The sequence below is a fragment of the Cellulosimicrobium sp. TH-20 genome, from assembly GCF_002105775.1.
Classification (GTDB): Bacteria; Actinomycetota; Actinomycetes; order Actinomycetales; family Cellulomonadaceae; genus Cellulosimicrobium; species Cellulosimicrobium funkei.
Genome location: NZ_CP020857.1, coordinates 895891 through 921868, shown reverse-complemented (window position 1 = coordinate 921868; position 25978 = coordinate 895891). Strand labels below are relative to the sequence as shown.

The 25978-nt window shown below is 74.5% G+C and carries 27 protein-coding genes and 1 riboswitch; of the genes, 15 read left to right on the top strand and 12 right to left on the bottom strand.

Annotated features, from left to right (window positions below):
• The first annotated feature begins 7 nt into the window (after window positions 1–7).
• The 6 genes from B8281_RS04180 to B8281_RS04155 all read left to right on the top strand — a co-directional run bounded on the left by B8281_RS04180 (window position 8) and on the right by B8281_RS04155 (window position 4013).
• A complete protein-coding gene (locus tag B8281_RS04180; protein ID WP_051028361.1) occupies window positions 8–661 on the top strand; it encodes an ANTAR domain-containing protein in 654 nt (217 codons plus the stop codon).
• Between the two features lie 52 nt (window positions 662–713).
• The gene (locus B8281_RS04175) at window positions 714–1220 is read left to right on the top strand and encodes a hypothetical protein (protein ID WP_043657299.1); all 507 of its coding nucleotides are present in this window, start codon (window positions 714–716) and stop codon (window positions 1218–1220) included.
• Window positions 1217–2446: an NRAMP family divalent metal transporter gene (locus B8281_RS04170; protein ID WP_085386991.1), complete on the top strand. Its 1230-nt coding sequence runs from the start codon at window positions 1217–1219 to the stop codon at window positions 2444–2446. Before B8281_RS04175 ends, B8281_RS04170 begins: the two co-directional genes overlap by 4 nt.
• Complete coding sequence (locus B8281_RS04165; RefSeq protein WP_085386990.1) at window positions 2443–2883, top strand: hypothetical protein; 441 nt, start codon at window positions 2443–2445, stop codon at window positions 2881–2883. Before B8281_RS04170 ends, B8281_RS04165 begins: the two co-directional genes overlap by 4 nt.
• On the top strand, window positions 2880–3293 hold the full coding sequence (locus tag B8281_RS04160; RefSeq protein ID WP_085386989.1) for a hypothetical protein: 414 nt from the start codon (window positions 2880–2882) through the stop codon (window positions 3291–3293). The genes B8281_RS04165 and B8281_RS04160 overlap by 4 nt, the downstream gene beginning before the upstream one ends.
• A 114-nt stretch (window positions 3294–3407) precedes the next feature.
• A complete protein-coding gene (locus B8281_RS04155; protein WP_034652636.1) occupies window positions 3408–4013 on the top strand; it encodes a flavodoxin family protein in 606 nt (201 codons plus the stop codon).
• Window positions 4014–4023: 10 nt separating this feature from the next.
• Here B8281_RS04155 and B8281_RS04150 read toward each other — a convergent pair whose 3' ends face one another.
• The 8 genes from B8281_RS04150 to B8281_RS04115 form a co-directional block, all read right to left on the bottom strand.
• Entirely contained in the window at window positions 4024–4344 is a 321-nt protein-coding gene (locus tag B8281_RS04150; RefSeq protein WP_034652607.1) for a helix-turn-helix transcriptional regulator, read from the bottom strand.
• Window positions 4341–4826: an SRPBCC domain-containing protein gene (locus tag B8281_RS04145; RefSeq protein WP_085386988.1), complete on the bottom strand. Its 486-nt coding sequence runs from the start codon at window positions 4824–4826 to the stop codon at window positions 4341–4343. The genes B8281_RS04150 and B8281_RS04145 overlap by 4 nt, the downstream gene beginning before the upstream one ends.
• Window positions 4827–4926: 100 nt before the next feature.
• Complete coding sequence (locus B8281_RS04140) at window positions 4927–5304, bottom strand: CrcB family protein (protein ID WP_085386987.1); 378 nt, start codon at window positions 5302–5304, stop codon at window positions 4927–4929.
• Window positions 5301–5747 (bottom strand): CrcB family protein, encoded by a 447-nt coding sequence (locus B8281_RS04135; RefSeq protein ID WP_085386986.1) that lies wholly within the window; start codon window positions 5745–5747, stop codon window positions 5301–5303. The genes B8281_RS04140 and B8281_RS04135 overlap by 4 nt, the downstream gene beginning before the upstream one ends.
• Window positions 5735–6295: a universal stress protein gene (locus B8281_RS04130; RefSeq protein WP_085386985.1), complete on the bottom strand. Its 561-nt coding sequence runs from the start codon at window positions 6293–6295 to the stop codon at window positions 5735–5737. The genes B8281_RS04135 and B8281_RS04130 overlap by 13 nt, the downstream gene beginning before the upstream one ends.
• Before the next feature lie 41 nt (window positions 6296–6336).
• A riboswitch (Fluoride riboswitch) is annotated at window positions 6337–6411 on the bottom strand.
• Between the two features lie 24 nt (window positions 6412–6435).
• Window positions 6436–7830 carry a hypothetical protein gene (locus B8281_RS04125; RefSeq protein ID WP_085386984.1) on the bottom strand — a complete coding sequence of 465 codons (1395 nt, stop codon included), beginning with the start codon at window positions 7828–7830 and terminating at the stop codon, window positions 6436–6438.
• An 81-nt stretch (window positions 7831–7911) separates the two neighbouring features.
• Window positions 7912–9183, bottom strand: coding sequence for an arginine deiminase (locus tag B8281_RS04120; protein ID WP_085386983.1), 1272 nt, complete (start codon window positions 9181–9183; stop codon window positions 7912–7914).
• A gap of 43 nt (window positions 9184–9226) precedes the next feature.
• Window positions 9227–10678 (bottom strand): basic amino acid/polyamine antiporter, encoded by a 1452-nt coding sequence (locus B8281_RS04115; RefSeq protein WP_085386982.1) that lies wholly within the window; start codon window positions 10676–10678, stop codon window positions 9227–9229.
• A gap of 283 nt (window positions 10679–10961) precedes the next feature.
• Here B8281_RS04115 and B8281_RS04110 point away from each other — a divergent pair, with 283 nt between their 5' ends.
• Window positions 10962–11393: a hypothetical protein gene (locus B8281_RS04110; protein WP_043654679.1), complete on the top strand. Its 432-nt coding sequence runs from the start codon at window positions 10962–10964 to the stop codon at window positions 11391–11393.
• A 29-nt stretch (window positions 11394–11422) separates the two neighbouring features.
• On the opposite strand, the gene B8281_RS04105 is transcribed toward B8281_RS04110, so the two are convergent.
• The gene (locus B8281_RS04105) at window positions 11423–12082 is read right to left on the bottom strand and encodes a GntR family transcriptional regulator (protein ID WP_085386981.1); all 660 of its coding nucleotides are present in this window, start codon (window positions 12080–12082) and stop codon (window positions 11423–11425) included.
• A gap of 90 nt (window positions 12083–12172) precedes the next feature.
• Between B8281_RS04105 and B8281_RS04100 the strand changes: the two genes are divergently transcribed.
• Window positions 12173–13261, top strand: coding sequence for a DUF1080 domain-containing protein (locus B8281_RS04100; protein WP_085386980.1), 1089 nt, complete (start codon window positions 12173–12175; stop codon window positions 13259–13261).
• Window positions 13262–13274: 13 nt separating this feature from the next.
• On the opposite strand, the gene B8281_RS04095 is transcribed toward B8281_RS04100, so the two are convergent.
• Both B8281_RS04095 and B8281_RS04090 read right to left on the bottom strand, forming a co-directional pair.
• A complete protein-coding gene (locus B8281_RS04095; RefSeq protein WP_085386979.1) occupies window positions 13275–16700 on the bottom strand; it encodes a GH36-type glycosyl hydrolase domain-containing protein in 3426 nt (1141 codons plus the stop codon).
• A complete protein-coding gene (locus tag B8281_RS04090) occupies window positions 16697–17434 on the bottom strand; it encodes a TetR/AcrR family transcriptional regulator (RefSeq protein WP_081895914.1) in 738 nt (245 codons plus the stop codon). The genes B8281_RS04095 and B8281_RS04090 overlap by 4 nt, the downstream gene beginning before the upstream one ends.
• A 141-nt stretch (window positions 17435–17575) precedes the next feature.
• Here B8281_RS04090 and B8281_RS04085 point away from each other — a divergent pair, with 141 nt between their 5' ends.
• The 5 genes from B8281_RS04085 to B8281_RS04065 all read left to right on the top strand — a co-directional run bounded on the left by B8281_RS04085 (window position 17576) and on the right by B8281_RS04065 (window position 23073).
• Window positions 17576–18865, top strand: a complete 1290-nt coding sequence (locus B8281_RS04085) for an extracellular solute-binding protein (RefSeq protein WP_085386978.1) — start codon at window positions 17576–17578, stop codon at window positions 18863–18865.
• A 15-nt stretch (window positions 18866–18880) separates the two neighbouring features.
• Window positions 18881–19804, top strand: coding sequence for a carbohydrate ABC transporter permease (locus B8281_RS04080; protein ID WP_021481814.1), 924 nt, complete (start codon window positions 18881–18883; stop codon window positions 19802–19804).
• A gap of 5 nt (window positions 19805–19809) precedes the next feature.
• Window positions 19810–20703, top strand: a complete 894-nt coding sequence (locus B8281_RS04075) for a carbohydrate ABC transporter permease (protein WP_085386977.1) — start codon at window positions 19810–19812, stop codon at window positions 20701–20703.
• A 23-nt stretch (window positions 20704–20726) separates the two neighbouring features.
• Complete coding sequence (locus B8281_RS04070; RefSeq protein WP_034653879.1) at window positions 20727–21896, top strand: glycoside hydrolase family 1 protein; 1170 nt, start codon at window positions 20727–20729, stop codon at window positions 21894–21896.
• Between the two features lie 160 nt (window positions 21897–22056).
• Complete coding sequence (locus tag B8281_RS04065; protein WP_085386976.1) at window positions 22057–23073, top strand: LacI family DNA-binding transcriptional regulator; 1017 nt, start codon at window positions 22057–22059, stop codon at window positions 23071–23073.
• A gap of 36 nt (window positions 23074–23109) precedes the next feature.
• Here B8281_RS04065 and B8281_RS04060 read toward each other — a convergent pair whose 3' ends face one another.
• On the bottom strand, window positions 23110–25041 hold the full coding sequence (locus tag B8281_RS04060) for a glucoamylase family protein (protein ID WP_081599998.1): 1932 nt from the start codon (window positions 25039–25041) through the stop codon (window positions 23110–23112).
• Window positions 25042–25256: 215 nt separating this feature from the next.
• Between B8281_RS04060 and B8281_RS04055 the strand changes: the two genes are divergently transcribed.
• Together B8281_RS04055 and ureB are read left to right on the top strand one after the other, a co-directional pair.
• Window positions 25257–25559: an urease subunit gamma gene (locus B8281_RS04055; RefSeq protein WP_043654671.1), complete on the top strand. Its 303-nt coding sequence runs from the start codon at window positions 25257–25259 to the stop codon at window positions 25557–25559.
• 43 nt (window positions 25560–25602) lie between these two features.
• The gene (ureB, locus tag B8281_RS19705; protein ID WP_043654668.1) at window positions 25603–25977 is read left to right on the top strand and encodes an urease subunit beta; all 375 of its coding nucleotides are present in this window, start codon (window positions 25603–25605) and stop codon (window positions 25975–25977) included.
• Window position 25978 lies beyond the last annotated feature (1 nt).

Genomic DNA, 25978 nt, shown 5'->3' with positions numbered 1-25978 from the left:
AGCAGAAGTGAACGGTTCGGCCGACGCCGCCCTCTCGACGTGGGTGCCCTCTCCCGGCGCCGTCGCCGCCGGGGAGTTTCGGTACTACCCGGAGGAGGACCGGTGGTGGTGGTCGGACCCGCTCCTCGAGCTCTTCGGCTACTCCCCCGGTGAGGTCGTCCCCACGACGGAGCTGCTCCTGTGGCACCACCGGGCCACGGGCAAGGACCGTGCGCAGACGCTCACCGCCATCGCGCGCGCCGTGTCCGGCGAGGCGCCGGTGCAGGTGCAGGTCATGCGGGACGCGAGGGGCCGGGAGTGCGCGGTCATCGTGCTCGTGGACGTCGCCTGGACCGACCCGACCGGCGTACCCGTCGCCCGGGGCGTCGTGCTCGACGTGACGAGCGTCGTCGGCGTCGGCGCACGGGCCCAGGCGAACGAGCAGATCGGCCTGTGGGCACAGTCCCGCGCCGCGATCGAGCAGGCCAAGGGCATCATCGCGCTCGCCTACCGCGTCACCCCCGACGCCGCGTTCGCGTCGCTCCGTCGCTCGTCGAGCCTCGCCAACGTCAAGGTGCGCGACATCGCCGAGTCGGTCGTCGCCGTCGCGCAGGACCTGCCGGCCGGGGCCGACCCGCGACCGGCGCTCGACCGCGTGCTCGCGGGCGTCCAGGCCGCCTGACCGCCGGCCCGTCCGGGTGCGGGCCTCCCGGAGCAGCGGCACCATCGCTGACGTGGGACGTCGTGCGCGCATCACCCGGTCCGGGGCCGCGCTCGGGCTGCTGCTCGGGCTCGCGCTCGGCACGACGGTGGGCTGCACGGCGAGCCGGCAGGAGCCCGGCCAGGCGACGGCCGCCGTCGCCGACGCGGTCGCCCAGGCCGGGTCGGCGGTCGAGACGACGCGGCTCACCGTGCGCCTGCTCGACGCCGACCGTGTGACGACGCCCGTCGCGGACGCCGCCGTGCTCGACCAGGTCCGGGTCCTCGAGGAGTCCACGACCGCCCTGACCACCCTCGTGCCGCCGGACGACGTCTCGTCCGCGCAGCGCGACGCAGGCCTCGCGGCCGTCGCCGACGCGACGGCCGAGGTCGTCATCGCGCGCGCCTGGGTCGCGCGCGAGGCGGGCGGCGACCTGTCGGCCGCCGGGGCGGTGCCGCTCACGGCGTCCGAGCTCGAGGCCGACCTCGCGCGCGCGGCCGACGACCTCGACACGGTGCTCGCCCTGGCGGGTGGCGCGTGAAGCAGCTGCTCGGTGTCGCGCTCGGCATCCTCACGGCGATCGGCGGGTTCGTCGACATCGGCGACCTCGTCACGAACGCCGTCGTGGGGTCGCGGTTCGGCCTGTCGCTCGTGTGGGTCGTGGTCGTGGGCGTCGTCGGGATCTGCCTGTTCGCGTCGATGTCGGGCCGTGTCGCGGCGGTGAGCGGGCGCGCGACGTTCGAGATCATCCGCGAGCGCCTGGGCCCGCGGGCGGCGGGCGCGAACCTCGCGGCGTCGTTCGCGATCAACCTGCTCACGCTCACCGCGGAGATCGGCGGCATCGCGCTCGCGCTGCACCTCGCGAGCAGCGTCGAGCCGCGCCTGTGGATGCCGGTCGCGGCGCTCGCCGTCTGGCTCGTGCTGTGGCGCGTGAAGTTCCAGGTGATGGAGAACGTCGCGGGCCTGCTCGGGCTGCTGCTCGTGGGGTTCGGGGTCGCGCTGTTCCTGCTGGGGCCGGACTGGGGCGAGCTGCTGCGCCAGGCGGTGCCGCCGTCGCCCCCGGAGACGGAGCACGTCGCGACGTACTGGTACTACGCCGTCGCGCTCTTCGGCGCCGCGATGACGCCGTACGAGGTGTTCTTCTTCTCGTCCGGGGCCGTCGAGGAGGGCTGGACCGCGAAGGACCTCGCGCAGAACCGCGTCAACGTGCTCGTCGGGTTCCCCCTCGGCGGGCTCCTGTCGGTGGCGATCGCCGCGTGCGCGGCCGTCGTGCTGCTGCCCGCAGGCATCGAGGTGTCGTCGCTGTCGCAGATCGTGCTGCCCGTCGCCGAGGCCGGGGGGACGCTGCTGCTCGCCGTGGTGATCGTCGGGATCGTCGCGGCGACGTTCGGCGCCGCGCTCGAGACGGCCCTGTCGAGCGGGTACACGCTCGCGCAGTACCTCGGCTGGTCGTGGGGGAAGTTCCGCCGCCCGGCGCGCGCCGTGCGCTTCCACCTGACGATGGTCGTCGCGCTGCTGCTCGCGGTGGCGATCCTCATGACGAGCGTCGACCCGGTGGCGGTCACCGAGATGTCCGTCGTGTTCTCCGCGGTCGCGCTGCCCCTCACGTACGTGCCGATCCTCCTCGTAGCCAACGACCCGGAGTACATGGGCGAGCACGTCAACGGGCGCGTGACCAACGCCCTCGGCATGGTGTACCTGGTGATCGTCGTCGTCGCGGCGGTGGCGGCGATCCCCCTGATGATCGCGACGGGAGCAGGGTCATGAGCCGGGACACCACCGCGCCGACGGGGGTGCGCGTCGTGGACGCGCGCCTGCACCTGCTGAGCCGTCAGGTGCTCGACGTCGACGGCGAGCCGGTCACCACCGTCGACGACCTCGAGCTCGTCGCCTCCGCCGCCGCGGACGACGCCGCGCCGGACCGCTCGCCGGACGACGGCCCGCGGGACGCGGTGCCCGGCGAGCCGGCGGAGGTCGGCGCGGTCCTCACCGGGCCGGTGCTCGTGACGCGCCTCCTCGGCGGCCGCCCGCCCACGTCGCGCTGGGAGCGCGTGCCGTGGTCCGACGTCGGGCACGTGGGCACGGCGCTCGAGCTCACCGTCCGCGCGGACTCGCTCGACCTGCACTGGACCGAGGACTGGCTGCGCGAGCACGTGGTCGGCCGCATCCCGGGCGGCCGGCACGACCCCGAGGAGGAGTCGTGATCCTCGGCGACCTGCTCGACGCGCGCGTCCTCGGGCCCGGCGGGGAGGACCTCGGGTTCCTCGTCGACGTGCGCCTCGCGCTCGACACGCTGCCCGACGACGGCCCGCCCGCGGGCGGGGCCGACCCCGACGACGCGCACCCCGAGGACCGCGCGCTGAGCGATCAGGTGCGACGGCGCAGCCGCGTCGGGCGCGCGCGGGTCGTCGGGATCCTCGTGAGCCCACGGACCGGGACGTCGTTCCTCGGGTACGAGCGCACGGGCGTCACGGCGCCGTGGCCGGTGCCGCAGCTCGTGCGGCGTCGGCACCGCGGCACGTTCCTCGTGCCGTGGGACGACGTCGCCGCCGTCGGGCAGGGCGAGGTCCGGCTCGCGCGCGGCTACCGGCGCCAGGACGCCGCCCTCCCCTGACGACGCCGCGCGTTGCGAGCGGCGCGCGGCCCCGTGACGCTGGACGGGACGGTGGAGCCAGCCGCCGCCGGCCGTCCCGGGCGGCACGACCGCCCGGCGCCACGGGAGGACCCCATGAAGGCGCTGTTCGTCAGCTGCACGCTCAAGAGCTCTCCGGAGCCGTCCAACACCGAGGCGCTCGGGCGCGTGGTCGCCGAGGCGCTCCAGGACCGCGGGGTCGAGGTCGAGCACGTCCGCCTCGTCGACCTCGCCGTGCCGCCCGGCGTCGTCACCGACGTCGGGGAGGGCGACGAGTGGCCCCGCGTGCACGAGCGGCTGGTCGCGTCGGAGATCCTCGTGGTCCTCACGCCCACGTGGCTCGGGCGCCCGTCGTCGCTCGCCCAGCGCATGCTCGAGCGCATGGACGCGATGATCTCCGAGGAGGGGCCCGACGGGATCCCGGTCGCGTACAACCGGGTCGCGGGGGTCGTGGTCACGGGCAACGAGGACGGCGCGCACCACGTCATCTCGGAGGTGAGCGGCGCCCTCGCGGACATCGGCTACACGATCCCGGGGCAGGCGTGGACCTACTGGAACCAGGGCCCGGGGCCCGGGCCGGACTACGTCCAGACCGGCCACGGCCACGAGTGGGCGCGCGAGACCGGGCGCCTCATGGCGCACAACCTGCACGCCGTCGCGTCGGCGCTCGCGGCGCACCCCGTCCCCGCTCCCGGCTCCTGACCGACGACCGCTACGCCTCCGCGATCCGCTTGATCGCCGCGAGCCGGCGGTCCCACGCCGCGCCGATGGCCTCGAGGGCGCGCGCGGTCTCGCCGAGCCGCGTCCCGACGGCCCGGTGCCGGACCTCGCGCCCGACGCGCACCGACTCGACGAGCCCGACCTCCGCGAGCACGGCGAGGTGCTTCGCGATGGCCTGCCGGCTCACGGGGAGCCGCTCGGCGAGCGCGGACGCCGAGAGGTCCGCGCTGCCGAGCTCCTGGAGGATCCGCCACCGGGTGTCGTCCGCGAGCGCGGAGAACACGGGGGCGAGCTCCGTCGCCGCTGCGCTCACGCGTGCCCGCCCTCGGCCGCGAGAGCGCCCTCGAGGAGCTCGACGAGCTCGTCGAGCTCGCTCGTCCACCCCTGCCGGTGGCTCTCGAGCAGCTCCTCGGGGTCGGCGGTGCGCTCGAACCCGGTCTCGACGACGCGCAGGACGGTCGTCGGGCCCTGGGGCTCGAGCGTGAAGCGCGCGACGGTCGACGTCGTCTCGTCCACGGGCTGCCCCACCGGGGTCCCCCACCGGAAGGCGAAGGTCGTCGTGGGGTCGTACTCCTCGATCCGCACCTGGACGTCGGGGACGTCGGGCCAGCTGAACACCCCCTCGCCACCGACGCGCAGGTCGGGCAGGGACGTGCGCTGACCGAACCAGCGGCTGATGAGGTCCTCCTGGGTGAGCGCCGCCCAGACGCGGGCAGCCGGGGCGTCGATCGTCACGGTCCGGGAGACGGTGTACGACGCCGGGTCGACGACGGCCGGCTCGTTGGTGGTGGTCATGGTGCGTCCTCTCCGTGGGGAAGGTCTCGCTGTGCAACTCCACAGTTGCACAGCGCCGGGTCGAGGCGCAACCCCCGGGTTGCACCGGGCCCGCGACGACTCACCCTCCCCCGAGCGCGATCCCCGCCACGGCGGCCGCGAGGCACACGAGCAGCATCCCCAGCGCGTGCACGAGCGCGACCGCGCCGCGGCCCGCGAGCAGGAGCCGCGCCCCCTCGACCGACGCCGTCGAGAACGTGGAGTACCCGCCGAGGAACCCGACGCCGAGCACCGCCACGACGTCCCCCCGGCCCGGGTGCGTCGCCCCCCACCCCGTGAGCAGCCCCAGCAGGAAGCACGCCGTCACGTTGACCACGAGGGTGCCGAGCGGCGTCGACCAGCGGTTGTGCCGCGCGACGACCGTGTCGAGGAGGAACCTCGAGGCCGCACCGAGCCCGCCCGCGACGGCGACGAGCAGCAGGTCGGGGACCCCCGTCACCGCGCGCCACCGCCCCGGGCGACGCGCCGCCGTCGGGCCGCGGCCGCGAGCGCGACGCCGCCCACCGCCGCCGCGACCCCGAGCGCGACGCTCCCCAGCGCGTAGGCCGCGCCGAGGGCGGCGTGCCCGCCGCTCGCGAGGCGCTCGACCTCGACGACGAACGTCGAGTACGTCGTGAAGCCCCCGAGCACGCCGGTGCCGCACCCGAGCCGGACGGCCCGGCGCCGGCCCGAGTCGGGGCCCGCGCGCAGCAGCGTCTCGAGCAGCGCACCGAGCACGAACGAGCCGACGAGGTTGATCCAGAACGTCGTCCACGGCCACGCGCCCGGCACGGGCGCGAACGCCTGCTCGAGCAGCGCGCGCGCCGTCGTGCCGACCGCTCCCCCGGCCGCGACGAGGCCCGCGAGCGCGAGCAGCGGGGTCCGGCGCGTCACCTCTCCCACGGGGTGCGGATCTCCTTCCAGTCCACGACGGCGAGCGGGACCGTGAGCACGGGACGGTGCTGATGGTGGGCCAGGTGCACCGCGACCGACCCCTCGACGAGCTCGCGCACGTGCGCGAGCGAGCCCGGCGCGCGCGACCCGACGACGATCACCGCCGCGTCGACGGCGCGCGCGAGGTGGGTCAGCGCGCGGTCGGGCCGCCCCGCGAGGTAGCGCAGCTCCCACGGCACGCGTGCGCCCGCGAGCTCCGCGCCGACCTCGGCGCGCAAGCGCTCGGCGGTGTGCTGCCACGCGTCGTCGGCGGAGTCCGGGTCGAGGGACGCGTGCGTCACGGAGCCGTCCGCGTGCTCCTCGACCACGGCGCGCGACGCGTCGGCGTACGCCGCGACGAGCCGGGACCCGGCGGCGTCCGCCCAGGCCGCCGCCGTGCGGACGACGAGCGGGTCACCGCCCGGGACGACGCCCACCACCACGGCGTGCCCCGCGAACGGGACCATCCGGTCGAGCGCGGGCTGGGGCACCGCCCCCGCGTGCGGCCGTGCTCTCATGCGGCCTCCTCCCGCGGGCAACGTCCTGCCCGCCGACGTGCGACGAGTCAGGAACCATCAGCCCTGGCGGCGGTTCGGGCGGCTGCGCCCCGGCGGGATCCATCACCGCTCCCAGCGTAGCCAGCGCCGGGACCGTCCGCTCAGCCGGCCTTGGGCTTCGCGAACTTCTTCTCCTCGAACGACTTGGCCAGCTCGTGGTCGGTGACGACGAACCCGACCGCCTGCGCGACCGGGAGCACCTGGTCGCGCTCCAGGCCGTCGTCGATCCCGAGCCGGTACATGATCACGACGGTGCCCGTGCTCAGCATGACCGACGGCGCGTCCCCGTCGTCGAGGATCGCGTACGAGCCCTGGAACCCGGGCTGCGGGACGGCCGCGGCCAGGGTCGGGTGGGCCGGGCCGGTGGTGTCGGCCAGGGGGTCGCCCTCCGGCGCGTCGTTGAACGCCGCGGCGGCGCGCTCGGCCTCCTCCTTCGAGCCGACTTCCAGCACGACGACGTCGAGCGCGACGGTCGGGCCGTCGTCGGACACGACGCGCGCCTCGAACCCTGCCTGGCACGAGCCCGCGAGGGCCTGGATCGCGGGGATCGCGGGGACGTCGTCGCACGCGAAGTCCCGCCGCGCCACGAGGGCGATGCGGTCGTCGTTGACGAGGTAGTCGTTGTCGGAGAAGTACGCCCACGACATCGGCGCGAGCTCGGGGCCCTTCTCCGGGTCCATCTCCGCGCCCGCGCGGTACTCCTGCGCGAGCCACGGCTCGTCGTCCGTGACGTCGGTGTCCGCGGGGTCCTCGGTCTCCTCCGGCTCCGGCTCCGTCGGCGCGTCCGACGTCGCGGGCGCCTGCTCGGCCGTGGTCGGCCCGGGGTCGGGCGCGGCGTCGTCGCGCAGCCCGAGCCACACGCCGAGGGCGCCCGCGACGAGCCCGAACGCGCCCAACCCGGCGAGGACCGGCACGAGCCACGGGCGACGGCCGCGGCCCGGCGGCGTCGCGTACGGGGAGAAGCCGTACGGGTCCGACGGCGGCGCGGTCGCCGTCGGGACGACCGTCGCGTCGTCGGGCGCGCCGTAGCCCGGGCCCGACGGCGCCCCGTACGGCGCGGACGGGCTGCCGTACGGAGCCGTGGGGTGGGTGCCATGGGGCGGGGCGCCGTAGGGCGCGCCGGGCGCGCCCGCGTACGCCCCGGGCGGCGGCGCGGTGTGCCCGGACGGCGGGGGTGCGGTGTGGCCCGACGACGTCGCGGCGGGCGGCCACGTCGCGCCGGTCTCCGCGGGGGGCCAGGTCGCGCCCGTGTCCGCGGGCGGGAGCGTCGCGTGCGGGTCCGGGCCGCGGTACCCCTGCGGCGCGGGCGGCGCCCCGCGCTGCCCGTACGGGTCCGTGCCGTACGGGACCTGGGCGTGGGGCTGCCCCGGTCCGGGCGGGGGCGGCGGGGGCGGCGTCCCGCCCGGGGTCGCGGCGCCGTCGTCCCCGTACCGCCGTGGCGGCCGCATGACGGTCTGGTCGTCGACCGGCTCGTACGGCTCGGTGGGGTCGGACATCGGGCGGGTCCTCTCGTCGTGGGCGGCTCGTGCAGGGTATCCCGGGAGCCGTGCCGCGCCGGTGGTCCGCCGAGCGGCGTCTCAGTCGAGCGGGTCGCGCGCGACGGGGCACGTCATGCAGTGCCCGCCGCCCCGGCCGCGCCCGAGCTCCGCCCCGACGATCGTCACGACCTCGACGCCCGCGCGCCGCAGCGCCGCGTTGGTCAGGGTGTTGCGGTCGTAGGTGACGACGACGCCCGGCTCGATGGCGACGGCGTTGTTCCCCGAGTCCCACTGCTGCCGCTCGGACGCGTACGCGTCGCCCGCCGTCTCCACGACGCGCAGCGCGGGCAGGTCCAGGGCGCGCGCCACCACGTCGACGAAGGGCGTGTCGCCCTCGTCGGTGATCTCGACGCCCGGCGCACGGTCCGACGGCCGCAGCGTGAAGGTGTGGATGCCGTCGACGATCGCCGGGTGCACCGTGACGAGGTCGCGGTCCGCGAACGTGAACACGGTGTCGAGGTGCATCGCCGCGCGCAGCCGCGGCATGCCCGCGACGACGACCTGCTCCGCCGCGCCCGCGTCGAACAGCGCCTTCGCGAGCTGCGAGATCGCCTGGCGCGACGTGCGCTCGCTCATCCCGACGAGCACCGCGCCGTTGCCCACCGGCATGACGTCGCCGCCCTCCAGCGTGGCCTGGCCCCAGTCCTGCTCCGGGTCGCCCCACCACACCGTCGACTCCCGGTACTCGGGGTGGAACGCGTAGACCGCCTTCATGAGGAGCGTCTCCTCCTGGCGCGCCGGCCAGTACAGCGGGTTGAGCGTCAGACCCCCGTAGACCCAGCACGTGGTGTCGCGCGTGTACAGGGTGTTGGGCAGCGGCGGGAGCAGGTACTCGAACCCGCCCGTCGACTCGCGCGCGAGGTTCACGTAGCCGGTGCGGTAGTCGTCGGGCAGGTCGGTCGTGGCGAGGCCGCCCACGAGGAACCGCGCGAGCTCGCGCTCGCTCAGCGAGTCGAGGTAGGCCCGCGTGCCCTCGACGAGCCCCAGGCCCACCTGGTTCGGCACGACCTTGCGGTCGAGCACCCACGCCCGCGCCTCGGGGATCGCGAGCGTCTGCGCGAGGAGGTCGTGCAGCTCGACGACCTCGACGCCCCGGTTCGTCAGCTTGTTGACGAAGTCGAGGTGGTCGCGCTGGGCGGCCTCCACCCACATGACGTCGTCGAAGAGGAGGTCGTCGGAGTTCGTCGGGGTCAGCCGCTCGTGCGCGAGCCCCGGTGCGCAGACGAGGACCTTGCGCAGGCGCCCCACCTCCGAGTGGACGCCGTGCTGCGCGGGCGGGACGGTGGACGGGACGGCGGACGCGACGCTCATGGGTGCTCCCTCTCGGTGGTGCGGTCGGTACGGTCCGGTGGTCTCACAGCGACACCCACCCCGCCGCGAGCCCGACGACGGCGAGCACCGCGAGCGCCACGACGACGCCGAGCAGCGCGAGCTCCGCGGGCCCGAACGCCCGCCGCCCCTGCTCGCGGCGCGTCATGACGAAGAGGACGGTGACGGGCGCGTAGAAGACGAACGCGAGCAGCGCGAGGTCGAGCCCGGCCGCGAAGAGCAGGAACGCGGTGTACGCCGACGCGAGGACCGCCACGACGAGGTCGCCCGTCAGGGTGCGGGCGGGGGCGCCGTCGTACGTCTCGCGCGTGAGCCGCAGCCGCAGCGCGTAGAGCGCGGCCAGGAGGAACGGGATGAGGGTCATCGACGCGGTGAGGTCGAGCGCGAAGTCGAACGCGTCGTCGGAGAAGTACGTGACGACGAGGACCACCTGCGAGAGCGCCGTGCTGAGCAGCAGCGCGTTCACCGGGACGTCCTCCCGGCGCGTGCGGGTGAGGAACCGCGGCATGTCCCGGTCCTTGGCCGCGACGAAGAGGACCTCCGCCGCCATGAGGGTCCACGCGAGGTAGGCGCCCAGGACCGAGACGATCAGCCCGACGCCCACGAAGACGCTCCCCCACGGCCCGACCGCGGCCTCCAGCACGCCCGCCATCGACGGCTGGCGCAGCTCCGCGATCTCGGCCATCGGCAGGATCCCGTAGGACACGATCGTCACCGACGCGAAGATCGCGAGCACGCTCGTGAACCCGAGGATCGTCGCCCGCCCCACGTCCTCGCGGCGGCGCGCGTGCCGCGAGTAGACGCTCGCGCCCTCGACCCCGAGGAAGACGAACACGGTGACGAGCATGGTGTCGCGCACCTGGTCGAACAGCGACCCGGTGTACGAGGCGCCGTGGAGGTTCTCCGCGAAGACCGCGGGGTCGAACGCGAGCACGGCGAGCAGGACGAAGACGAGGATGGGCACGAGCTTGGCGATCGTGACGATCCGGTTGATCGCCGTCGCCTCCCGGATCCCCTGCCGCACGAGCGCGAAGAAGAGCCACAGCCCGACCGACGAGAGCACGAGCGCGAGCACCGTGTCCCCCGCGCCCAGGGCCGGGACCCACGCCCCGAGCGTCGACATGATGAGCACCCAGTACGTCACGTTGCCCACGCACGCGCTCGCCCAGTACCCGGCGGCGGCGTAGAAGCCCGTGAACTCCCCGAAGCCCGCCTTCGCGTACGCGTAGACCCCGGCGTCGAGCCCGGGCTTGCGGACCGCGAGCCGCTGGAAGACGAGGGCGAGCGTGAACATGCCCGCGCCCGCGACGACCCACGCCACGAGCGCGCCCGCGACGCCCGTCTCCTGCGCGAAGCGGCGCGGGAGCGAGAAGACGCCCGCCCCGACCATGGAGCCCACGACCATCGCCGTGAGCGTGAGCACGGTGACCTTCGTGGTGCCGGACGTCGTGCCCTGCGCCGTGCCCTCAGCGGTCATGCCCCACGCCCCTCGCGCTCGCGTGCCGGCCCGCGCCGAGCGGCTCGGCGTCGCCGTGCTGACCCGGTCGATGATGGCAGCGTCGCGGGCGGGCCGCGCGTCGGGTGACGGGGTCCCCCGCGCGGCCTACCCCGGGCACCGTATCCGCCGCCCGATCTCCTCCTCAGGGTGGACACGCGCGCGCGATCGGTACCAGTACGCTGCCGGTGGGTCGCCGGACACGGCAGGGGGGAACTGCTCGACCGACGAGTGACCGACCGTCGTCCGACCCACCTCACCGCACATGAACCTGCTCACCTGGACCGCCGTCGACCACCGGACCTGGCGTGCCCGCAGCGCCTCGCGCGAGTACGTCGTCCGGCGCGACGACACCGGCACCTGGACCCTCGACGGCCCCGGCCGCACGTGGGGCGCGCTGCCGAGCCTCGAGATCGCCCAGGAGGTCGCCTCGCTCGCCGACGAGGTCCACCACGACGACGACCGGATGACGAGCTATCGCGTCGTCACCGCCACGGGTGCGCGGCGCGGCGAGCCGTTCGGCGCCGAGACGGACGAGGACGCGCTCGACGTGCTGCGGGCCCGGCGCCGGGCCGGCAACCTCCCGCTCGCACCGTTCCGCCTGGAGACCTCCGACGGCCGCCTGGTCGGCGCGTGGGACAAGGCCGTCCAGATCCCGGCCCGGTCGGTCGGCGACGGGACGCCCGGGCCGGTCTGACGAGCCCGTCTGACGCGCCGGACTGGCGCTCAGGCCCGCGACGCGGCGCGACGCGACGCGAGCGCGGCCCGGCGCCGTCGGCTGCTCTCGACGTGGGCCGCGGCGAGCTCCGCGGCCCGGTCGCCGTCCCGGGCACGGACCGCGTCGAACAGCGCCACGTGCTCGTCGGTGACGTCGGCGAGGTCGTCGTGCTGCGACAGGGCCCAGCGCATCCGGCTGCGGATGCCCTGCATCATGTCGTCGAGCAGCCGGTTGCCCGCGAGCGCCGTGACGATCTCGTGGAAGTCGGCGGCCGAGCGGCGCGATTCCACCGGGTCGGCCGCGCGCGCACCCTCCTGCTCGCGGTCGAGCGCCGCGCGCAGGCGCTCCAGCCCCGGCGGCTCGTGGCGCTCGGCGGCGAGGCGGAACGCGAGCGGCTCGAGCACGGTGCGGACCTCGTCCAGGTCGGCGAGGTCGGCGTCGGTGAACGCCCGCACGACGGCCCACGTGTGCGGGCGCAGCGCGACGAGCCCCTCCCCCTCCAGGACCTTGAGAGCGTCGCGCACGGGGATGCGGCTCACGCCGAACCCGGCGGCGAGGTCGCGCTCGACGAGGCGTGAGCCGGGCTCGCGCACGCCGTCGAGGATCTCGTCCCGCAGCCGGGACGCGACCCGCGCGGACTCCAGCACTCGCTCCTCGGCTCCGGCCACGCGTCGATTCTCGCACCGGCCCGGGTGCCGTTGAGAGCCCGCGCGGACCGTGCGAGGGTGGACGGGACCGCGTCGAACGAGGGAGTTCCGATGACGAGCACCACCCGTACCCCCGCCCGCGCGACCCAGGGCAGGGTGCGCCGCGCCCGGCTCGCCGGGGCGACGGCCCTGGCCGCGGGGATCGCGCTCGCGGCGCCCGCCGCGGCGGTCGTGCCGACCGCAGTACCCGCCGACGACGGCTACGAGGTGATCCTCGACGGCACCCCGGAGTCGTTCGACGCGTGGGAGTACGCGGGCGACGGCGGGTTCGACCGTCTCGACGACGGCACGGTGCGCAGCCGCGCCGGCGCGGGCGGCGGGTTCGGGACCCTCTGGTACCCGGTGCGCCAGTACGGCGACTTCTCGATGGTGGTGGAGTACCGCGACGACGCACCCGGCGACGCGCGCGCGAACAGCGGGATCCAGGTGCGGTTCCCCGACCTGTCCGGTCCGGTCGAGGGCTGCCCGACGACGTTCAACGGCAACGAGACGGGCAACCTGTCGTGGATCGCGGTCAACTGCGGCCACGAGATCCAGGTCAACGACTCCCCCGAGGGCGGCTCGAACGACCCCCGCAAGACGGGCTCGGTCTACGGGTTCGCCGACCTCGGCCTCGACGAGGCCCGGCCCACCGCGAAGGGCACGTGGAACGAGCTGGAGGTGCGCGTCGTCGGGCAGCACTACACGGTGATCCGCGACGGCGTGGTCATCAACGAGTACGAGAACCTGCCGGGCGTGCCGTTCCCCGACCGTCCGCTCGACCCGGACTCGAGCTCGCGCGGGCTCGTCGGGTACGTCGGCCTCCAGGCGCACGGCTCCGCGCCGGACGTCGTGTCGTTCCGCGAGGTGCGGGTCCGCGAGCTGCCGCCCGTCCACGTCGAGGCCGACGCGCGGTGCCTCGGCGGGACGGCGCACGTCGCCGTCCGCGCCGAGAACGTCGGGAGCGACCCGCTCGACGTCACGCTCGGCACGCCGGCCGGCGAGCGCACGTTCGACGCCGTGGCGCCGGGGCGCAACGCGTACCGCGCCTTCAGCGCCCGTGCGGCGTCGGTCGACGCGGGGACCGCGACGCTCACGGTCCCCGGCGTCGACGGCCCCGTGGTCGTCGAGACGCCCTACGCGGGCGTCGACTGCACCTGACCGGCGGCCGGGCCTACGACCCGGCGGGCACCGTGACCTCGACGTACGCGGCGTCCCCGAGGTCGCGCGTCGCGACGACGACGCCACGCTGCCGGTAGTCGCCGGTGCGCGCGGTCGTCGGGACGGGCGCGAGCGCGTCCGGGCCGCTCCCGGCGCGCACCTGCACGCCGTCCCCGGTCGCCGTGACGCGGTAGGCCACGCGACGCGTGCGGCCGCCGAGGTCCAGGTCGACGGCGAGGCCGTCCGCCGCCGCGGGCAGCACCGGGTCGACGACGATCTCCCCGCCGCGCTCGGTCAGCCCGAGGACGCCCTGGACGAGCTGGCGCAGGTAGATGCCGGGGCCGCTGGAGTACACGCGCCACCCGCCGCGCACCCCGACGCTGCCGTCGCGGAGCCCGTCGAAGTCGCGCGCGAAGCTCTCGCGGTCGGGGAAGTCCGCGTCGCTCGACGAGAAGTAGGCGTTGCGCTGGCGCGGGGCGGCGTGCGCGAGGCGCCGGCCGAGGTCGACCGGGCTGATGCGCAGCAGCTCGTCGAGCGCGCGGCCGCGGCCCAGGGCCGCGAGCGCCTCGACGTAGCGGATGTGCGCGTGCACGTACATGAGCCCGATCTCGCGGCCGACGTTCGCGGCCTGCTCGGCGCGCAGGAACGTGTGCGGCACGCCCTCGTCGAACGCGGCCGGGTGGTCCATGAGGCGCACGCCGTCGGGGAAGTGCAGGTGCTCCAGCACGAGGCGCTCGTGGTCCGCGGCCTCCTCGGGCGTGAGGATGCCCGCGATGATCGACTGCGTCATGGGGATGAGGCGGTACCGCATCCCGGAGACGGTGTCCGACGGGTGGATGACGAGCTCGTCGCCGTCGGCGCCGTGGCGCACGTACCCGGCGAGGACGCCGTCCACGAGGGCGCGCTCGCGCAGGTCCGCGCGGACCTCCGCCGCGAGCGTGCTCGCGCGCCCGGAGAGCGCGGCGAGGTCGTCGCGGCCGGCGGTCGTGCGGGCGAGCAGCTCCGCGGCCTGCACGAGCAGCGCGGAGGTCCACGTCGACGCCAGGTCGGTGCGCATCCGCGGGTCGGCGGGCTGCAGCGTGTCGTCCCAGTCGCCCTCACCGTAGGCGGGCAGCGCCGTGCCGGGCAGGCGGTCGCGGTCGAGGTGGTCGAGCAGGCGGGCCACGTGGTCGCGGACCGTCGCCGCGGCGTCGGGCCCCGAGGCGGCCGGGCGGCGCTGCTCGTGGTCCCAGAACGGGACGTGCTCGTCGAGCACGGCGAGGTCGCCGCTCGCCTCGAGGTACTGGGCGAGCGCGAACAGCGGCCACACCACGACGTCGCCGTGCGAGGAGTCGTTGTACCGCTCCGCGTAGGCGTCGAACATGAACCACTGCGGGAACTCGCCCCACGTGTGCTGGTGGGCCAGGACGCGCAGCACGATCTCGCGCGCGACGTCGTGGCGCCCGCCCGCGAGCGCGAGCTCGAACGGGCCCTGGCACACGTCGCGCGTGCCCCAGGCCGCGCCCGAGTACTGCTCCAGGCCGTGCGGCACGAGGAAGTGGATCAGCGCGTCGTGCGCGTACCAGGGCACGAGGAGGTCGAGCTCCTGCGTCTCGACCGTCGCGTGCGGCGCGAACCGCAGCCCGCGCACGACGCCGCGGACGGTCTCGACGTGGCGCGCGAGGGTCGCGTCGACGTCCGCCAGCGGATCGAGAGCGCCCGCGAGGAGCCCGAGCGCGGCGTCGGTCCCGCGCAGCGAGCCGGTGAGGGCGAGCGTGAGCGACCCGCTGCCGGTCGTGCTCGTGAGGCGGCGGGTCGTGCCGGACGCGGCGGCCTCGGCGCCGGTCTCCGCCACAGCCTCCTCCTCGACGACCAGCCGCGCGGACGACGCCAGGGCGTACCGCAGGTCCGGGTAGTGCGCGTCGACGTCGCCGCCCGGCACGGGCCGCACCACGACGGCGTCGCCCGGGGCCGCGGGGACGTGCTCGGCGAGCCAACCGCCGGCCTCGTCCTCGAGCTCGAGGGTCGCGGTGACGTGCAGCGGGCGCTCGCAGCGCACGGCGACGTCGATGCGGTTCTCGCGGTCGTGCGCGACGGTCCGCACGTCGACCCGCCCGAGCGGCGTCTCGTAGAGCCAGCGGACGCCGCCGACGTCGAGCACGAGCGCGGACGGCAGGCCGAGGAGCCGGGGCCCGCGGCCGTCGTCGACGAGCACGCGCAGGCCGCTGCTGCGCACGAGGTTGAGGTGGTGGCGGTGCACGGTCGCGAGGCGGTTCGCCGTGGTGTTGCCGAGCACGACGTGCGACGCGAAGACGCCGGGCGCGAACGCCGTCGTGGAGAGGACGTCGTCCGTGGGCAGCACGTCGTCGCCCGCCTTGAGCACGTGCCCGTGCGAGCGCTCGGTCACGGTGTCCTTGCGCGCGTCGACGACGTGCGTCCCCGTCGCGGTGAAGAACGACAGGAGCGTGCCGTCGGCGTCGCGCTCGGGCAGGAGCACGTCGTCGGCGGAGAGGCCGACGGCGGCGAGCAGCCCGGCCTCGTCGAGCTCGTCGCCCGCGAGGAGCGGTGCGTCGCGCAGCGCGGAGGCGGAGGGCGTGAAGCGCGCGGTCGGGCGCTCGGCGGCCGCGGCGGCGACCGCGGCGGCGGCCCAGCCGGACACCTCGACGAGGTGGGCCGCGAGCGGCCCGGGCGCGTCGGCGTCGACCACGGTCACGGCGTGCACGACCGCGGTCCCGGTCGAGAGGTCGAGCGGGCGCGAGACGAGCGTCGGCATCGCGTACTCGTACTGGAGCACGCCCGGCTGCACGGGGCCGAGCAGGCCGTGCGGCAGCCCGTCGCGCCGCGAGCGCGCGGTGAAGACCTGGAGCGAGTCGGTGAGGTGCGCGACGGCGCCCTCGACGAGGAACGCGACCGCGAGCGGGAGGCGCGGCTGCGCGGACATGGTCTGCCGGCTGACGAGCACGGTCCCGGCGTCGGGGTGCTCGAGCGCGCGGTGCAGCAGGTACTGGCACACGTACGGCTCGCTCGACAGCGCCGCGGCGGGCGGCGCGAGCGCCAGGTCCTGCGCGTGCACGACGTCGTAGCGCGTCCCGGCGTCCGTCGCGGGGCCGGCCGTGAGGTCGACGCGCCAGACGAGCGTGCGCCCGTCGAGCGTGAGCGCGACGCGCGTGGCGAGCCCGAGCGCGGCGCCCGACCACACGACGCGGTCGGCGCCGACCTCGACCGCCGTCACGGCGGGTGCGGAGCCGGTGAGGCGCGCGACCTCGACCGTGCCGTCCGGGCGCGCGGCGCGCAGCAGGATCCCGCCGGGCATGCGGTCGTGCTCGCCCGGCAGGTACTGGTTCACGAGCAGGCCGTCCGTGCTGACGGCGCGCACGTCGCCGCCGCCGGTGAGCTCGACGGTCAGGCCGCCCGAGGTGAGCGTGGCGCGGGCGGGGGTCTCGGTCGCGGTGAGGGTCACGCGGTCTCCTGCTCGGTGGTGCGGGGCTCGGGTGCTGCGGGCGACGTGCCGTCGGGGCGCAGCAGCGCGAGGAACTGGTCGAAGAGGGCGACCATGTCGACGTTGTCGGGGTCGAGCAGCCACTGGAGCTGCAGGCCGTCCATGACGGCGGAGAAGAGCTGGCCGATCGCGGCCGGGTCGACCTCGGGGCGCAGCTCGCCCCGGGCGACGGCGTCCTGGAAGCGGGTGTCGTCCTGGTGGCGCAGCGCGCGGTAGCGGTCGCGGACGACGTCGTGCGCGGGGTGGGTCGCGTCGGTCGCCTCGGCGGCGACCACCACGTGGAGGGACACGAGGCCGGGCGTCTCGGCGTTGCGGCGCACCTGGTCGCGGATGGTCGTCAGCAGGTCGGCGCCCGCGGCCTCGTCCTCGCCGCGGCGCACCCGGTCGCGCCGGTCGCGCTCCTCCAGGGTCGCCGTGAGGAGGCCGGCCTTGCTGCCGAAGTGGTGCAGCAGCCCGGCCTCGGAGATGCCCACGCGGGCCGCGATCTCGCGCAGCGAGCTCCCGCGGAAGCCCTGCTCGCCGAACACCTCGACCGCCGTGCGGAGGATCTCGCGGCGGCGCTGCTCGCCGCGGACGATGCGACGGTCGGGGAGGCCGGCCGCCGTCGTGCCGCGAGCGCCCGTCGCGGTCGTCGTCCTCGGGCCCCCGGCCGTCCCCGTCGTGGCGCCGCCACCTGCGGGGTCGCTCTCGTTCATCACCGTCTCCTTCGGCAGGTCTGTCGGCGCCAACGGTACGGCCTGGACGCCCCGGTTGAAAATACTAACCGAGCGCACGCTAAGGTAGTTTCCACAGCGGCTCACACGGACGAGCCGACTGCTCGATGAGGAGGATTGCTCATGAAGCTCGGACGCAAGGCGGTCGCCATCGGCGTCGTCGGACTCCTGGCCCTGACCGCGTGCGGTCGCGCGGACGACGACTCCACGGGTGGTGAGACCAGCGCCGGCTCCACCACGACGGTGGACGACGCGCCCGCAGAGGGTGACATCACGATCTGGGCGATGGGTGAGGAGGGCGAGAAGCTGCCCGACTTCGTCCAGGGCTTCACGGAGGAGAACCCCGACGCGAACGTCGAGGTCACCACGATCCCGTGGGCCGACGTCATGACGAAGTTCCAGACCGCCGTCGCCGCGGGCACCGTGCCCGACGCGATCATGATCGGCTCGTCCTTCATGCCGACGATGGTCGCGACCGGCGGCCTCGCCCCCGTCCCCGAGGGCCTCGTCGACAACGACGACTTCGTCGAGGGCGCCGCCGCCTCGACCGTCGCCGACGGCGTCGCGTACGGCGTGCCGTGGTACGTCGAGACGCGCGTCCTGTACTACCGCTCCGACCTCGCCCAGGCCGCGGGCGTCGAGGCTCCCACCAGCTGGGAGGAGCTCACCGCGTTCGCGGAGGCCATGAAGGCCAACGGCTCGACCTACGGCCTCCAGCTCCCGATGGGCGACGCCGAGGACTCGACGCAGGTCATCCTGCCGTTCTACTCGCAGGCCGGCGGCTCCGTCCTCAACGAGGCCGGCGACGGGTTCGACCTCGACAACCAGGCGATGGTCGACGCGCTCGACTACTACGCGTCCTTCTTCACCGAGGGCCTGTCGCCGCTGTCCGGCTACGGCGACTCGCAGAACAGCGCGTTCGTCGACGGCTCCGACCCGGCGTTCATCTCCGGCCCGTGGATGGTCAACGTGCTCGCCGACCTCCAGGGCGAGGACTGGGTCGAGCAGAACGTGGCCACCGTGCCCGTGCCCGCCGGCTCCGCCAACAACGACTCCTACATCGGCGGCGCGCACCTCGGCGTCTTCGCCGAGGCCAAGAACGCCGACGGCGCCTGGAAGCTGATCCGCTGGCTCTCCGAGCCCGAGACGCAGCAGGCGTGGTTCGACGCGACGAGCGACCTGCCCGCGCTGAACAGCGCGTGGGACTACGAGGCGCTCACCTCGAACCCCCGCACCCAGGTGCTCCAGGAGCAGCTCGAGAACACGATCGCCCCGCCGACCGTCCCGAGCTGGGACGAGCTCTCGGCCACCATCGAGACCGAGGCCGAGAAGGTCGCGAACGGTCAGGTGTCCTCCGAGGACGCGGCGAAGGCCATCCAGGCCAAGGCCGACACGCTCGGGCTCGGCTGGTAACAGGGCCCGTCAGTCATGACCACCACCACCGAGGGACGGCGCCGGCGTACGGCCGGCGCCGTCCACCGGCGACGGCAAGCGCTCGTCGCCTGGCTGTTCGCGCTCCCGTTCGTCGCGGTCTTCACGGTCTTCATGCTGGGGCCGCTGCTCGCGTCGTTCGGGATGTCGTTCTCGGACCTCACGATCCGTGACATCAAGACCCCGTTCGCGGTGAACTTCGTCGGGATCGAGAACTTCACCGGCGTCTTCCAGGACGAGCTGTTCCGCAAGGCGCTGGTCAACACCTTCTACTTCGTCCTCGTCGGCATCCCGCTGACGATGGTGCTCGGCCTCGCCCTGGCCGTCGCGCTCAACTCGGGCATCGAGAAGTTCCGCAGCGTCTTCCGCGTCGGCTTCTACACGCCTGTCGTGACGTCGATCGTCGCCGTGGCGGTCGTCTGGCGGTTCATCCTCCAGGACTCGGGCCTCGTCAACACCGTGCTCGGCTGGGTCGGGATCGACGGTCCCGACTGGCTCAACGACAGCACGTGGGCGATGCCGTCGATCATCCTCATGGCCGCGTGGCGCAACATGGGCACGCTCATGATCATCTTCCTGGCCGGCCTGCAGGCGATCCCGCGCGACGTCTACGAGGCGGCCGAGGTCGACGGCGCCGGCTCGTGGCGGCGCTTCCGCTCCATCACGGTCCCGCTGATGCGCCCGACGCTGCTGCTCGGCGCGGTGCTGCTGTCGGTCGGCTTCCTCCAGGTGTTCGAGGAGCCCTTCGTCATGACCAAGGGCGGCCCGGTCAACTCGACGCTGACCATCAGCTACTACGTCTACAACCAGTTCGGGTACGGCAACTACGCGTTCGCCTCCGCAGCCGCGTACGTGCTCTTCGCGCTGATCGCCGCCCTCGCCGCCGTCCAGTTCCGCCTGCTGCGGTCGAAGGAGGATTGATTGACATGACCGTCACGTCCTCGCGGACCCCCTCCGCGACGTCGGCCCCCCAGGACGCGCCGCGCCGTCGGCCGCGACGCCCGGTCCGCTGGTCGCGCGGCGCCACGTACACCGCGCTCGTCGTCGGGCTGCTCCTGACGCTCATGCCGTTCATCTGGATGGCGCTCGGCAGCTTCAAGACGCAGGGCGAGCTCCTGCAGCGGCCCATCACCTGGTGGCCCGAGAACCCGACGCTCGACAACTACGAGCGGTGGCTGTCCCAGCTCAACTACGGGCAGTACTTCACCAACTCGATCGTCGTCGCCGTCGTCGTGGTGCTCGGCAACATCATCTTCTGCTCGATGGTCGGCTACGCCCTCGCGAAGATGCAGTTCCCCGGCAAGAAGGTGCTGTTCGCGCTCGTCATGCTCACGCTCATGGTCCCGGGCGTCGTCACGCTCGTGCCGATGTTCGTGCTCGTGTCCAACATGGGGCTCGTCAACACCTACCCGGCGCTCATCCTGCCGTTCCTCGCCGGCCCGCTCGGCGTGTTCCTCATGCGGCAGTTCGTGCTCGGCATCCCGGACGCGCTCATCGAGGCCGCCCGGATCGACGGCGCGGGCGAGTTCCGGGTCTTCTTCCGGATCGTGCTCCCCCAGTGCGGGCCGCCGCTCGCGACGCTGAGCATCCTCACGTTCCTCGGGTCGTGGAACAACTTCCTGTGGCCCCTGGTCGTCGCGCAGACGGAGAACATGTACACCCTCCCCGTCGCGCTCTCGCTGTACTCGGTCGGCTCGAACGGCACCTACTACGGCCTGCTCATGGCCGGGTCCGTGCTCGTCGTGACGCCGATCCTCATCCTGTTCCTGTTCCTGCAGCGCTACTTCGTGCAGGGCATCGCCATGACCGGCATCAAGTGACCGGCGACCGACGAGGAGAGCCTGTGTCGATCACCTTCCCCGAGTCCTTCGTCTGGGGCGCCGCCACGGCGGCCCACCAGATCGAGGGCAACAACGTCAACAGCGACTGGTGGGCGCGCGAGGTCGACCCGGCCTCGACCCTCGCCGAGCCGTCGGGCGACGCCGCCGACTCCTACCACCGGTACGCCGACGACATCCGGCTGCTGGCCGAGTCCGGGCTCACCTCGTACCGGTTCTCGATCGAGTGGGCGCGCATCGAGCCGGCCGAGGGCCGCTTCTCGCGGGCCGAGGTCGACCACTACCGCCGCATGATCGACTGCTGCCTCGAGCACGGGGTCACGCCGCTCGTCACGCTGCACCACTTCACGTCGCCGCGCTGGTTCGCGGAGGACGGCGGCTGGACCGACCCGCGGTCCGTCGAGCGGTTCGCGCGGTACGTCGAGCACGTGCTGCCGCTGCTCGACCGCGCGTCGCACGTGTTCACCATCAACGAGCCGAACATCCTCGCGATGATGATCACGGCCGCCAAGGGCACCGAGCAGCTCCAGGCCGGCACGATGCACGCGCCCGACCCGGTCGCGACCGAGCACCTCATCGCCGCGCACCGCCGGGCCGTGGAGCTCGTGCGGACCGTCGGGGTGCCCGTCGGGTGGCCCGTCGCGCCGCAGCAGTTCTTCGCCGACCCCGGCGCCGAGGAGGTCCTGCGCGAGTACGCCTACCCGCGCGAGACCGTCTTCCTCGAGGCCTCGCGCGGCGACGACTTCGTCGCCGTCCAGGCCTACACGCGCACGCGCATCACCGTGGACGGGCCGCTGCCCGCCCCGGAGGACTCCGAGAAGACGCTCACCGGGTGGGAGTACTACCCGGCCGCCATCGCGGAGGCCGCGCGCCTCGGGCACGAGATCACCGGCCTGCCGGTCCTCGTCTCGGAGAACGGCATCGCGACGGCGGACGACGCGCGCCGCATCGACTACACGCGCGACGCCCTGCGCGCGCTGCACGCCGAGATGGAGGCGGGCCTCCCGCTGCTCGGCTACCTGCACTGGTCGCTGCTCGACAACTACGAGTGGGGCTCGTACGCCCCGACGTTCGGGCTCGTCGCGTGGGACCCGGAGACCTTCGAGCGCACGCCCAAGCCCAGCCTCGGCTGGCTCGGCGGCGTCGCCCGCGGGACCGTCTCGCTCGACGACTGACCGCACGCACGGCGGCCCGGTCCGGACCTCGCGGTCCCGGCCGGGCCGTCGTCGTCCGTGCCAGGCCCGGTCGCGACCCGGGGCCTCGCTACGATCCGGAGTCGGGGCACGCTCCCCCGGCCGGACCGGCCGCGGGTCGCACGACGGACGGAGGGCTCGGATGGCAGCGTCGCAGCCGGGTCGGCAGGGCGTCCCCCTCGCCCGGGTCGCGGCCGACGCCGGGGTGTCCGTCCCCACGGTGTCGAAGGTGCTCAACGCGCGCCCGGACGTCTCGGCGGCGACGCGCGAACGGGTCGCGGAGGTCCTGCGGCGGCACGGCTACGAGATCCGGCCCCCCACGTCCCGGCGGACGGGGCTCGTCGACGTCCGGATCGTCGACTTCGAGGGCCCGTGGTCCGAGGCGGTCGTGCGCGGGGCGGTGGCCGAGGCGCGGCGCCTCGGGCTCGACGTCGTCCTGTCCGTCGAGCTGGACCCCGACGACTGCGGGGCGTGGGTCCTGCACGCGCTCGCCCGGGGCACGGACGGTCTCGTGAGCGTCGTCGCCGTGCCCCACGCCGAGGCGCGCGCCGCGCTCGCCACGGCCGGGGTGCCGCTCGTCGTCGTCGACCCGCGCCGCCGTCCGCCCGAGGACGTGCTCAGCGTCGGCGCGGCCAACTTCCAGGGCGCGCTCGAGGCGACGGCGCACCTGCTCGCCCTGGGGCACCGACGGATCGCGACGATCACGGGCGTCCCCGAGCAGGACAACGCGCTCGCCCGCCTCGCGGGCTACCGCGCCGCGCTCATCCAGGCGGACGTGCCCGTCGACGACGACCTCGTGCGCCTGAGCACCTACGGGGTCGCCGCGGGCTACGAGGAGACGCAGCGGCTGCTCGCCCTCGACGACGCCCCGACGGCGATCTTCGCGTGCAGCGACGACACCGCGCTCGGCGCGCTGCGGGCGCTGCGCGAGGCGGGTCGCTCCGTGCCGGACGACGTCTCGCTCGTCGGGTTCGACGACCTGCCGGTCGCGCCCTGGACCGACCCCCCGCTCACCACGGTGCGCCAGCCGCTCGTCGAGATGGGCGCCTCGGCCGTCGCGCTCGTGCACCGGGCGCGCAGCGCGAGCGGCCGCACCCTGCGCACGGAGCTCGCGACGAGCCTCGTCGTGCGCGCGTCGACCGCCGCGCCGCGCGCCTGACGCGCGCGGCACGGCGGTCGGCCGCGGTGCGTGGGGTCAGCCGCAGGAGACGCCCGCGTAGCGGTACGGCAGCTCCTGGACGGTCGCGCCGTCGTCGGACGTCACCGTCACGGTCGCGGTGCCCGACGGGATCTCCGCCGTGCGCGCCGAGAACGCCCGGTAGGTGCTGCGGTGCGGGGCGACGTCGTCGTACGACCGCGTCCCGTACGGGGTGGCGAGCTCGACGGTCGTGCGGCCGTCGGACGTGCTGGTGGCGCGCACCGCGACGGCCGCCCGGTTGCCGAGGCAGCGCGCCTCGACCTCGACGTCGGCGCCCACGCCGGGCGTGAGGTCGGCGACGGCCGAGAACGTCTCCGCCTCCATGAGCGGGCGCAGCGCCTGCTCGAGCCGGTCGTCGACGAAGTAGTCCTTGAGGCGCGAGTCGTCGAGGACGTTGCCGATCGCGGCGACGATCATCGCCTGGTCGAGCGACAGGTAGCGCTCGGCGACCGTGCCCGAGCGGACCGCGACCGAGTCGTAGAACCCGCCCGGCCCGTACGCGTCGAGGTCGTCCGCGAGGTGGGCCAGGTTGTCGAGCACGCCCTCGGTGTCGTACGCGAGCCCGAGGAACGACGCGTGCGGCGTCACGACGCCGTCACCGAACTCCGGCGCCGGGTTCGTGGCCTCGCGGCAGCCCTCGAAGCCGAGGTCGACGTCGGTCTCGCCGTCGGACAGGTAGCCGTCGGAGCGCAGGCCGATCGCGTCGACGCCGTACTCCGCGTACCCGCCGAAGGGTTTGCTCGCGGGCGAGAAGCCCCAGGCCCCGTACCCGGCCTCGTCGAGGCCGTGCTCCTTGTGCGCGCGCACCACGAGCGGGTGGTTGACGCCCCACGACGTCGGGCCCCACTCCGCCTCGGGGACGAGCATGTCCGGCATGAGCGCCTCGAACATCGAGCCGCCCCAGCCCGGCACGACCGCGAGGTCGCGGTAGCGGTACGCCCCCTCGAACACCGGGACGCCGAGGTGCTCGCGCGTCTCGCCGATCGGCTTCTGCTCCTGCCACGACCAGTCGCACGTGTCCGGGAACGTCCGGTAGCTCGCGTAGTAGGCCTCCGGCGGCACCTCGCCCTCGGCGATGCCGAGGTAGGTCGCGATGCGCGTCTCCGAGACCGTCGTGTCGTAGTTGTGGCACGTGTAGTAGACGTCGGTCCCCGTGCCGAGGTAGTCCCCGGCGACCGAGCACCCGGGCGGCTCCTCGTCCCAGAACCCGCCGCGCAGCAGCCCGACGCCGAGGTCCGGCCGCGCCTCCGCGTTGTAGAACGCACCGAAGTGCATGCCGTCGTAGACGGCCAGCGCCTCCTCCGCGAGGCTCGGCTCCGCCTCCGCGACGACGCGCAGGCCCGCGGCGAGCCAGCCGTTGTCCACCGAGCTGAGGAACTGGTGCACCGGGTTGCCGTCGTCCGGCCACGTCTCGACCCGGTCGCCCGTCGCCGGGTCGTACCAGTTGTAGAACATGCCGCTCGCGTCGTGCCGGTCGAGGGACGCGACCGTGTCGATCGTCGTCGCGAGGCGCTCGCGCGCCTCGGCCTCGTCGACCAGGCCCAGGTCGCGCGCCACGACGGTGGACCACAGCCAGCCGCCGATGTTCGTCGGCGACGTGTACGCGCTGCTCGACGCCGGGTCCAGGTCGCCCTCGATGTTGTCCGCGGGCAGGCCGGTCTCCTCGTCGGTCATGGCCTCCAGCGAGGTGTACGTGTCCTCCAGGTACGTCTCCAGCGTCGCGCGCTGCGCACCCGTCAGGGCGGGCTGCCCGACGGCGGGCGTCACCGTCGCCGGGACGCTCGCCGTGCGCGGGGCGCTCTCGGCCGCGGCCGGGACGGCGAGTCCCGCTGCGAGCGCCAGCCCGCCGACGAGCCCACCGGCGACGAGGCCCGTCGCCCTGCGTCGGCGCCGCGTCGTCTCGCACGCGCGGTCGGTCGATCCATTCATCAGGCACTCCTTCGTGTCGCGGCCCCGAAATTTCGGCCGAACTTTCCGAATGGGGGCGGAGAGAGTAGCCCTCGGTCGAGCAGGGGTCAACGGCTCGCCCGGAGCCGGCGCACGACGGCGGAGGCGTGGCGGGCGGCGGCCCGCGCGGAGCGGGTACACGAACGTATAACGCGGGGTATACACACCGGAAACGCGGGCGCGACAGGATCGCCGCCATGCACCTGACGCCCGCCGACACCGAGAAGCTGCTGCTCGCCGTCGCGGGCATGGTCGCCCGCGACCGGCGCGAGCGCGGCGTCCTGCTCAACTACCCGGAGACGGTCGCCCTCCTGACGACGTGGGTGATCGAGCGGGCCCGCGAGGGGGCCGCCGTGGAGGAGCTCATGGTCTCCGGGCGCGCCGTGCTGGGCCGCGACGAGGTGATGGAGGGCGTCGCGGAGATGCTGCCCGACGTCCAGGTCGAGGCGACGTTCCCCGACGGGCGCAAGCTCGTCACCATCCACCAGCCCATCGCCTGAGCCGGTCCCGGCGACGCGACGCACGACGAGAGGACGGCGAGGCATGGCAGGCATCAGCACCTCGGGACCGGGCGCGATCCGGCTCCGGGAGGGCGCGGAGGACGTGCCGCTCGTCCTCAACGCCGACCGCTCGGACGACGAGCGCGTGACCCTCGTCGTGACGAACACGGGCGACCGGCCCGTGCAGATCGGCTCCCACCTCCACCTGCCCGACGCCAACGCGGCGCTCGACCTCGACCGCGCGGCGGCGCACGGCTTCCGGCTGGACGTGCCGTCCGGCACGTCGCGGCGGTTCGAGCCCGGCGCGTCCGCCGAGGTCCACGCCGTCGCGCTGCGCGGCCGACGACGCGTCCCCGGTCTCCAGCGCGGCAAGCCCGACGGCGGCGCCCTGGACCCCACCGCACCCGAGGAGGACTGAC

Coding starts and splice junctions, on each gene's coding strand:
- B8281_RS04085 (WP_085386978.1), top strand. CDS start 17,576: ATGAAGCTCGGACGCAAGGCGGTCGCCATCGGCGTCGTCGGACTCCTG.
- B8281_RS04165 (WP_085386990.1), top strand. CDS start 2,443: ATGAGCCGGGACACCACCGCGCCGACGGGGGTGCGCGTCGTGGACGCG.
- B8281_RS04080 (WP_021481814.1), top strand. CDS start 18,881: ATGACCACCACCACCGAGGGACGGCGCCGGCGTACGGCCGGCGCCGTC.
- B8281_RS04110 (WP_043654679.1), top strand. CDS start 10,962: ATGAACCTGCTCACCTGGACCGCCGTCGACCACCGGACCTGGCGTGCC.
- B8281_RS04130 (WP_085386985.1), bottom strand. CDS start 6,295: ATGAGAGCACGGCCGCACGCGGGGGCGGTGCCCCAGCCCGCGCTCGAC.
- B8281_RS04055 (WP_043654671.1), top strand. CDS start 25,257: ATGCACCTGACGCCCGCCGACACCGAGAAGCTGCTGCTCGCCGTCGCG.
- B8281_RS04125 (WP_085386984.1), bottom strand. CDS start 7,830: ATGTCCGACCCCACCGAGCCGTACGAGCCGGTCGACGACCAGACCGTC.
- ureB (WP_043654668.1), top strand. CDS start 25,603: ATGGCAGGCATCAGCACCTCGGGACCGGGCGCGATCCGGCTCCGGGAG.
- B8281_RS04065 (WP_085386976.1), top strand. CDS start 22,057: ATGGCAGCGTCGCAGCCGGGTCGGCAGGGCGTCCCCCTCGCCCGGGTC.
- B8281_RS04145 (WP_085386988.1), bottom strand. CDS start 4,826: ATGACCACCACCAACGAGCCGGCCGTCGTCGACCCGGCGTCGTACACC.
- B8281_RS04100 (WP_085386980.1), top strand. CDS start 12,173: ATGACGAGCACCACCCGTACCCCCGCCCGCGCGACCCAGGGCAGGGTG.
- B8281_RS04120 (WP_085386983.1), bottom strand. CDS start 9,183: ATGAGCGTCGCGTCCGCCGTCCCGTCCACCGTCCCGCCCGCGCAGCAC.
- B8281_RS04090 (WP_081895914.1), bottom strand. CDS start 17,434: ATGAACGAGAGCGACCCCGCAGGTGGCGGCGCCACGACGGGGACGGCC.
- B8281_RS04075 (WP_085386977.1), top strand. CDS start 19,810: ATGACCGTCACGTCCTCGCGGACCCCCTCCGCGACGTCGGCCCCCCAG.
- B8281_RS04060 (WP_081599998.1), bottom strand. CDS start 25,041: ATGAATGGATCGACCGACCGCGCGTGCGAGACGACGCGGCGCCGACGC.
- B8281_RS04115 (WP_085386982.1), bottom strand. CDS start 10,678: ATGACCGCTGAGGGCACGGCGCAGGGCACGACGTCCGGCACCACGAAG.
- B8281_RS04155 (WP_034652636.1), top strand. CDS start 3,408: ATGAAGGCGCTGTTCGTCAGCTGCACGCTCAAGAGCTCTCCGGAGCCG.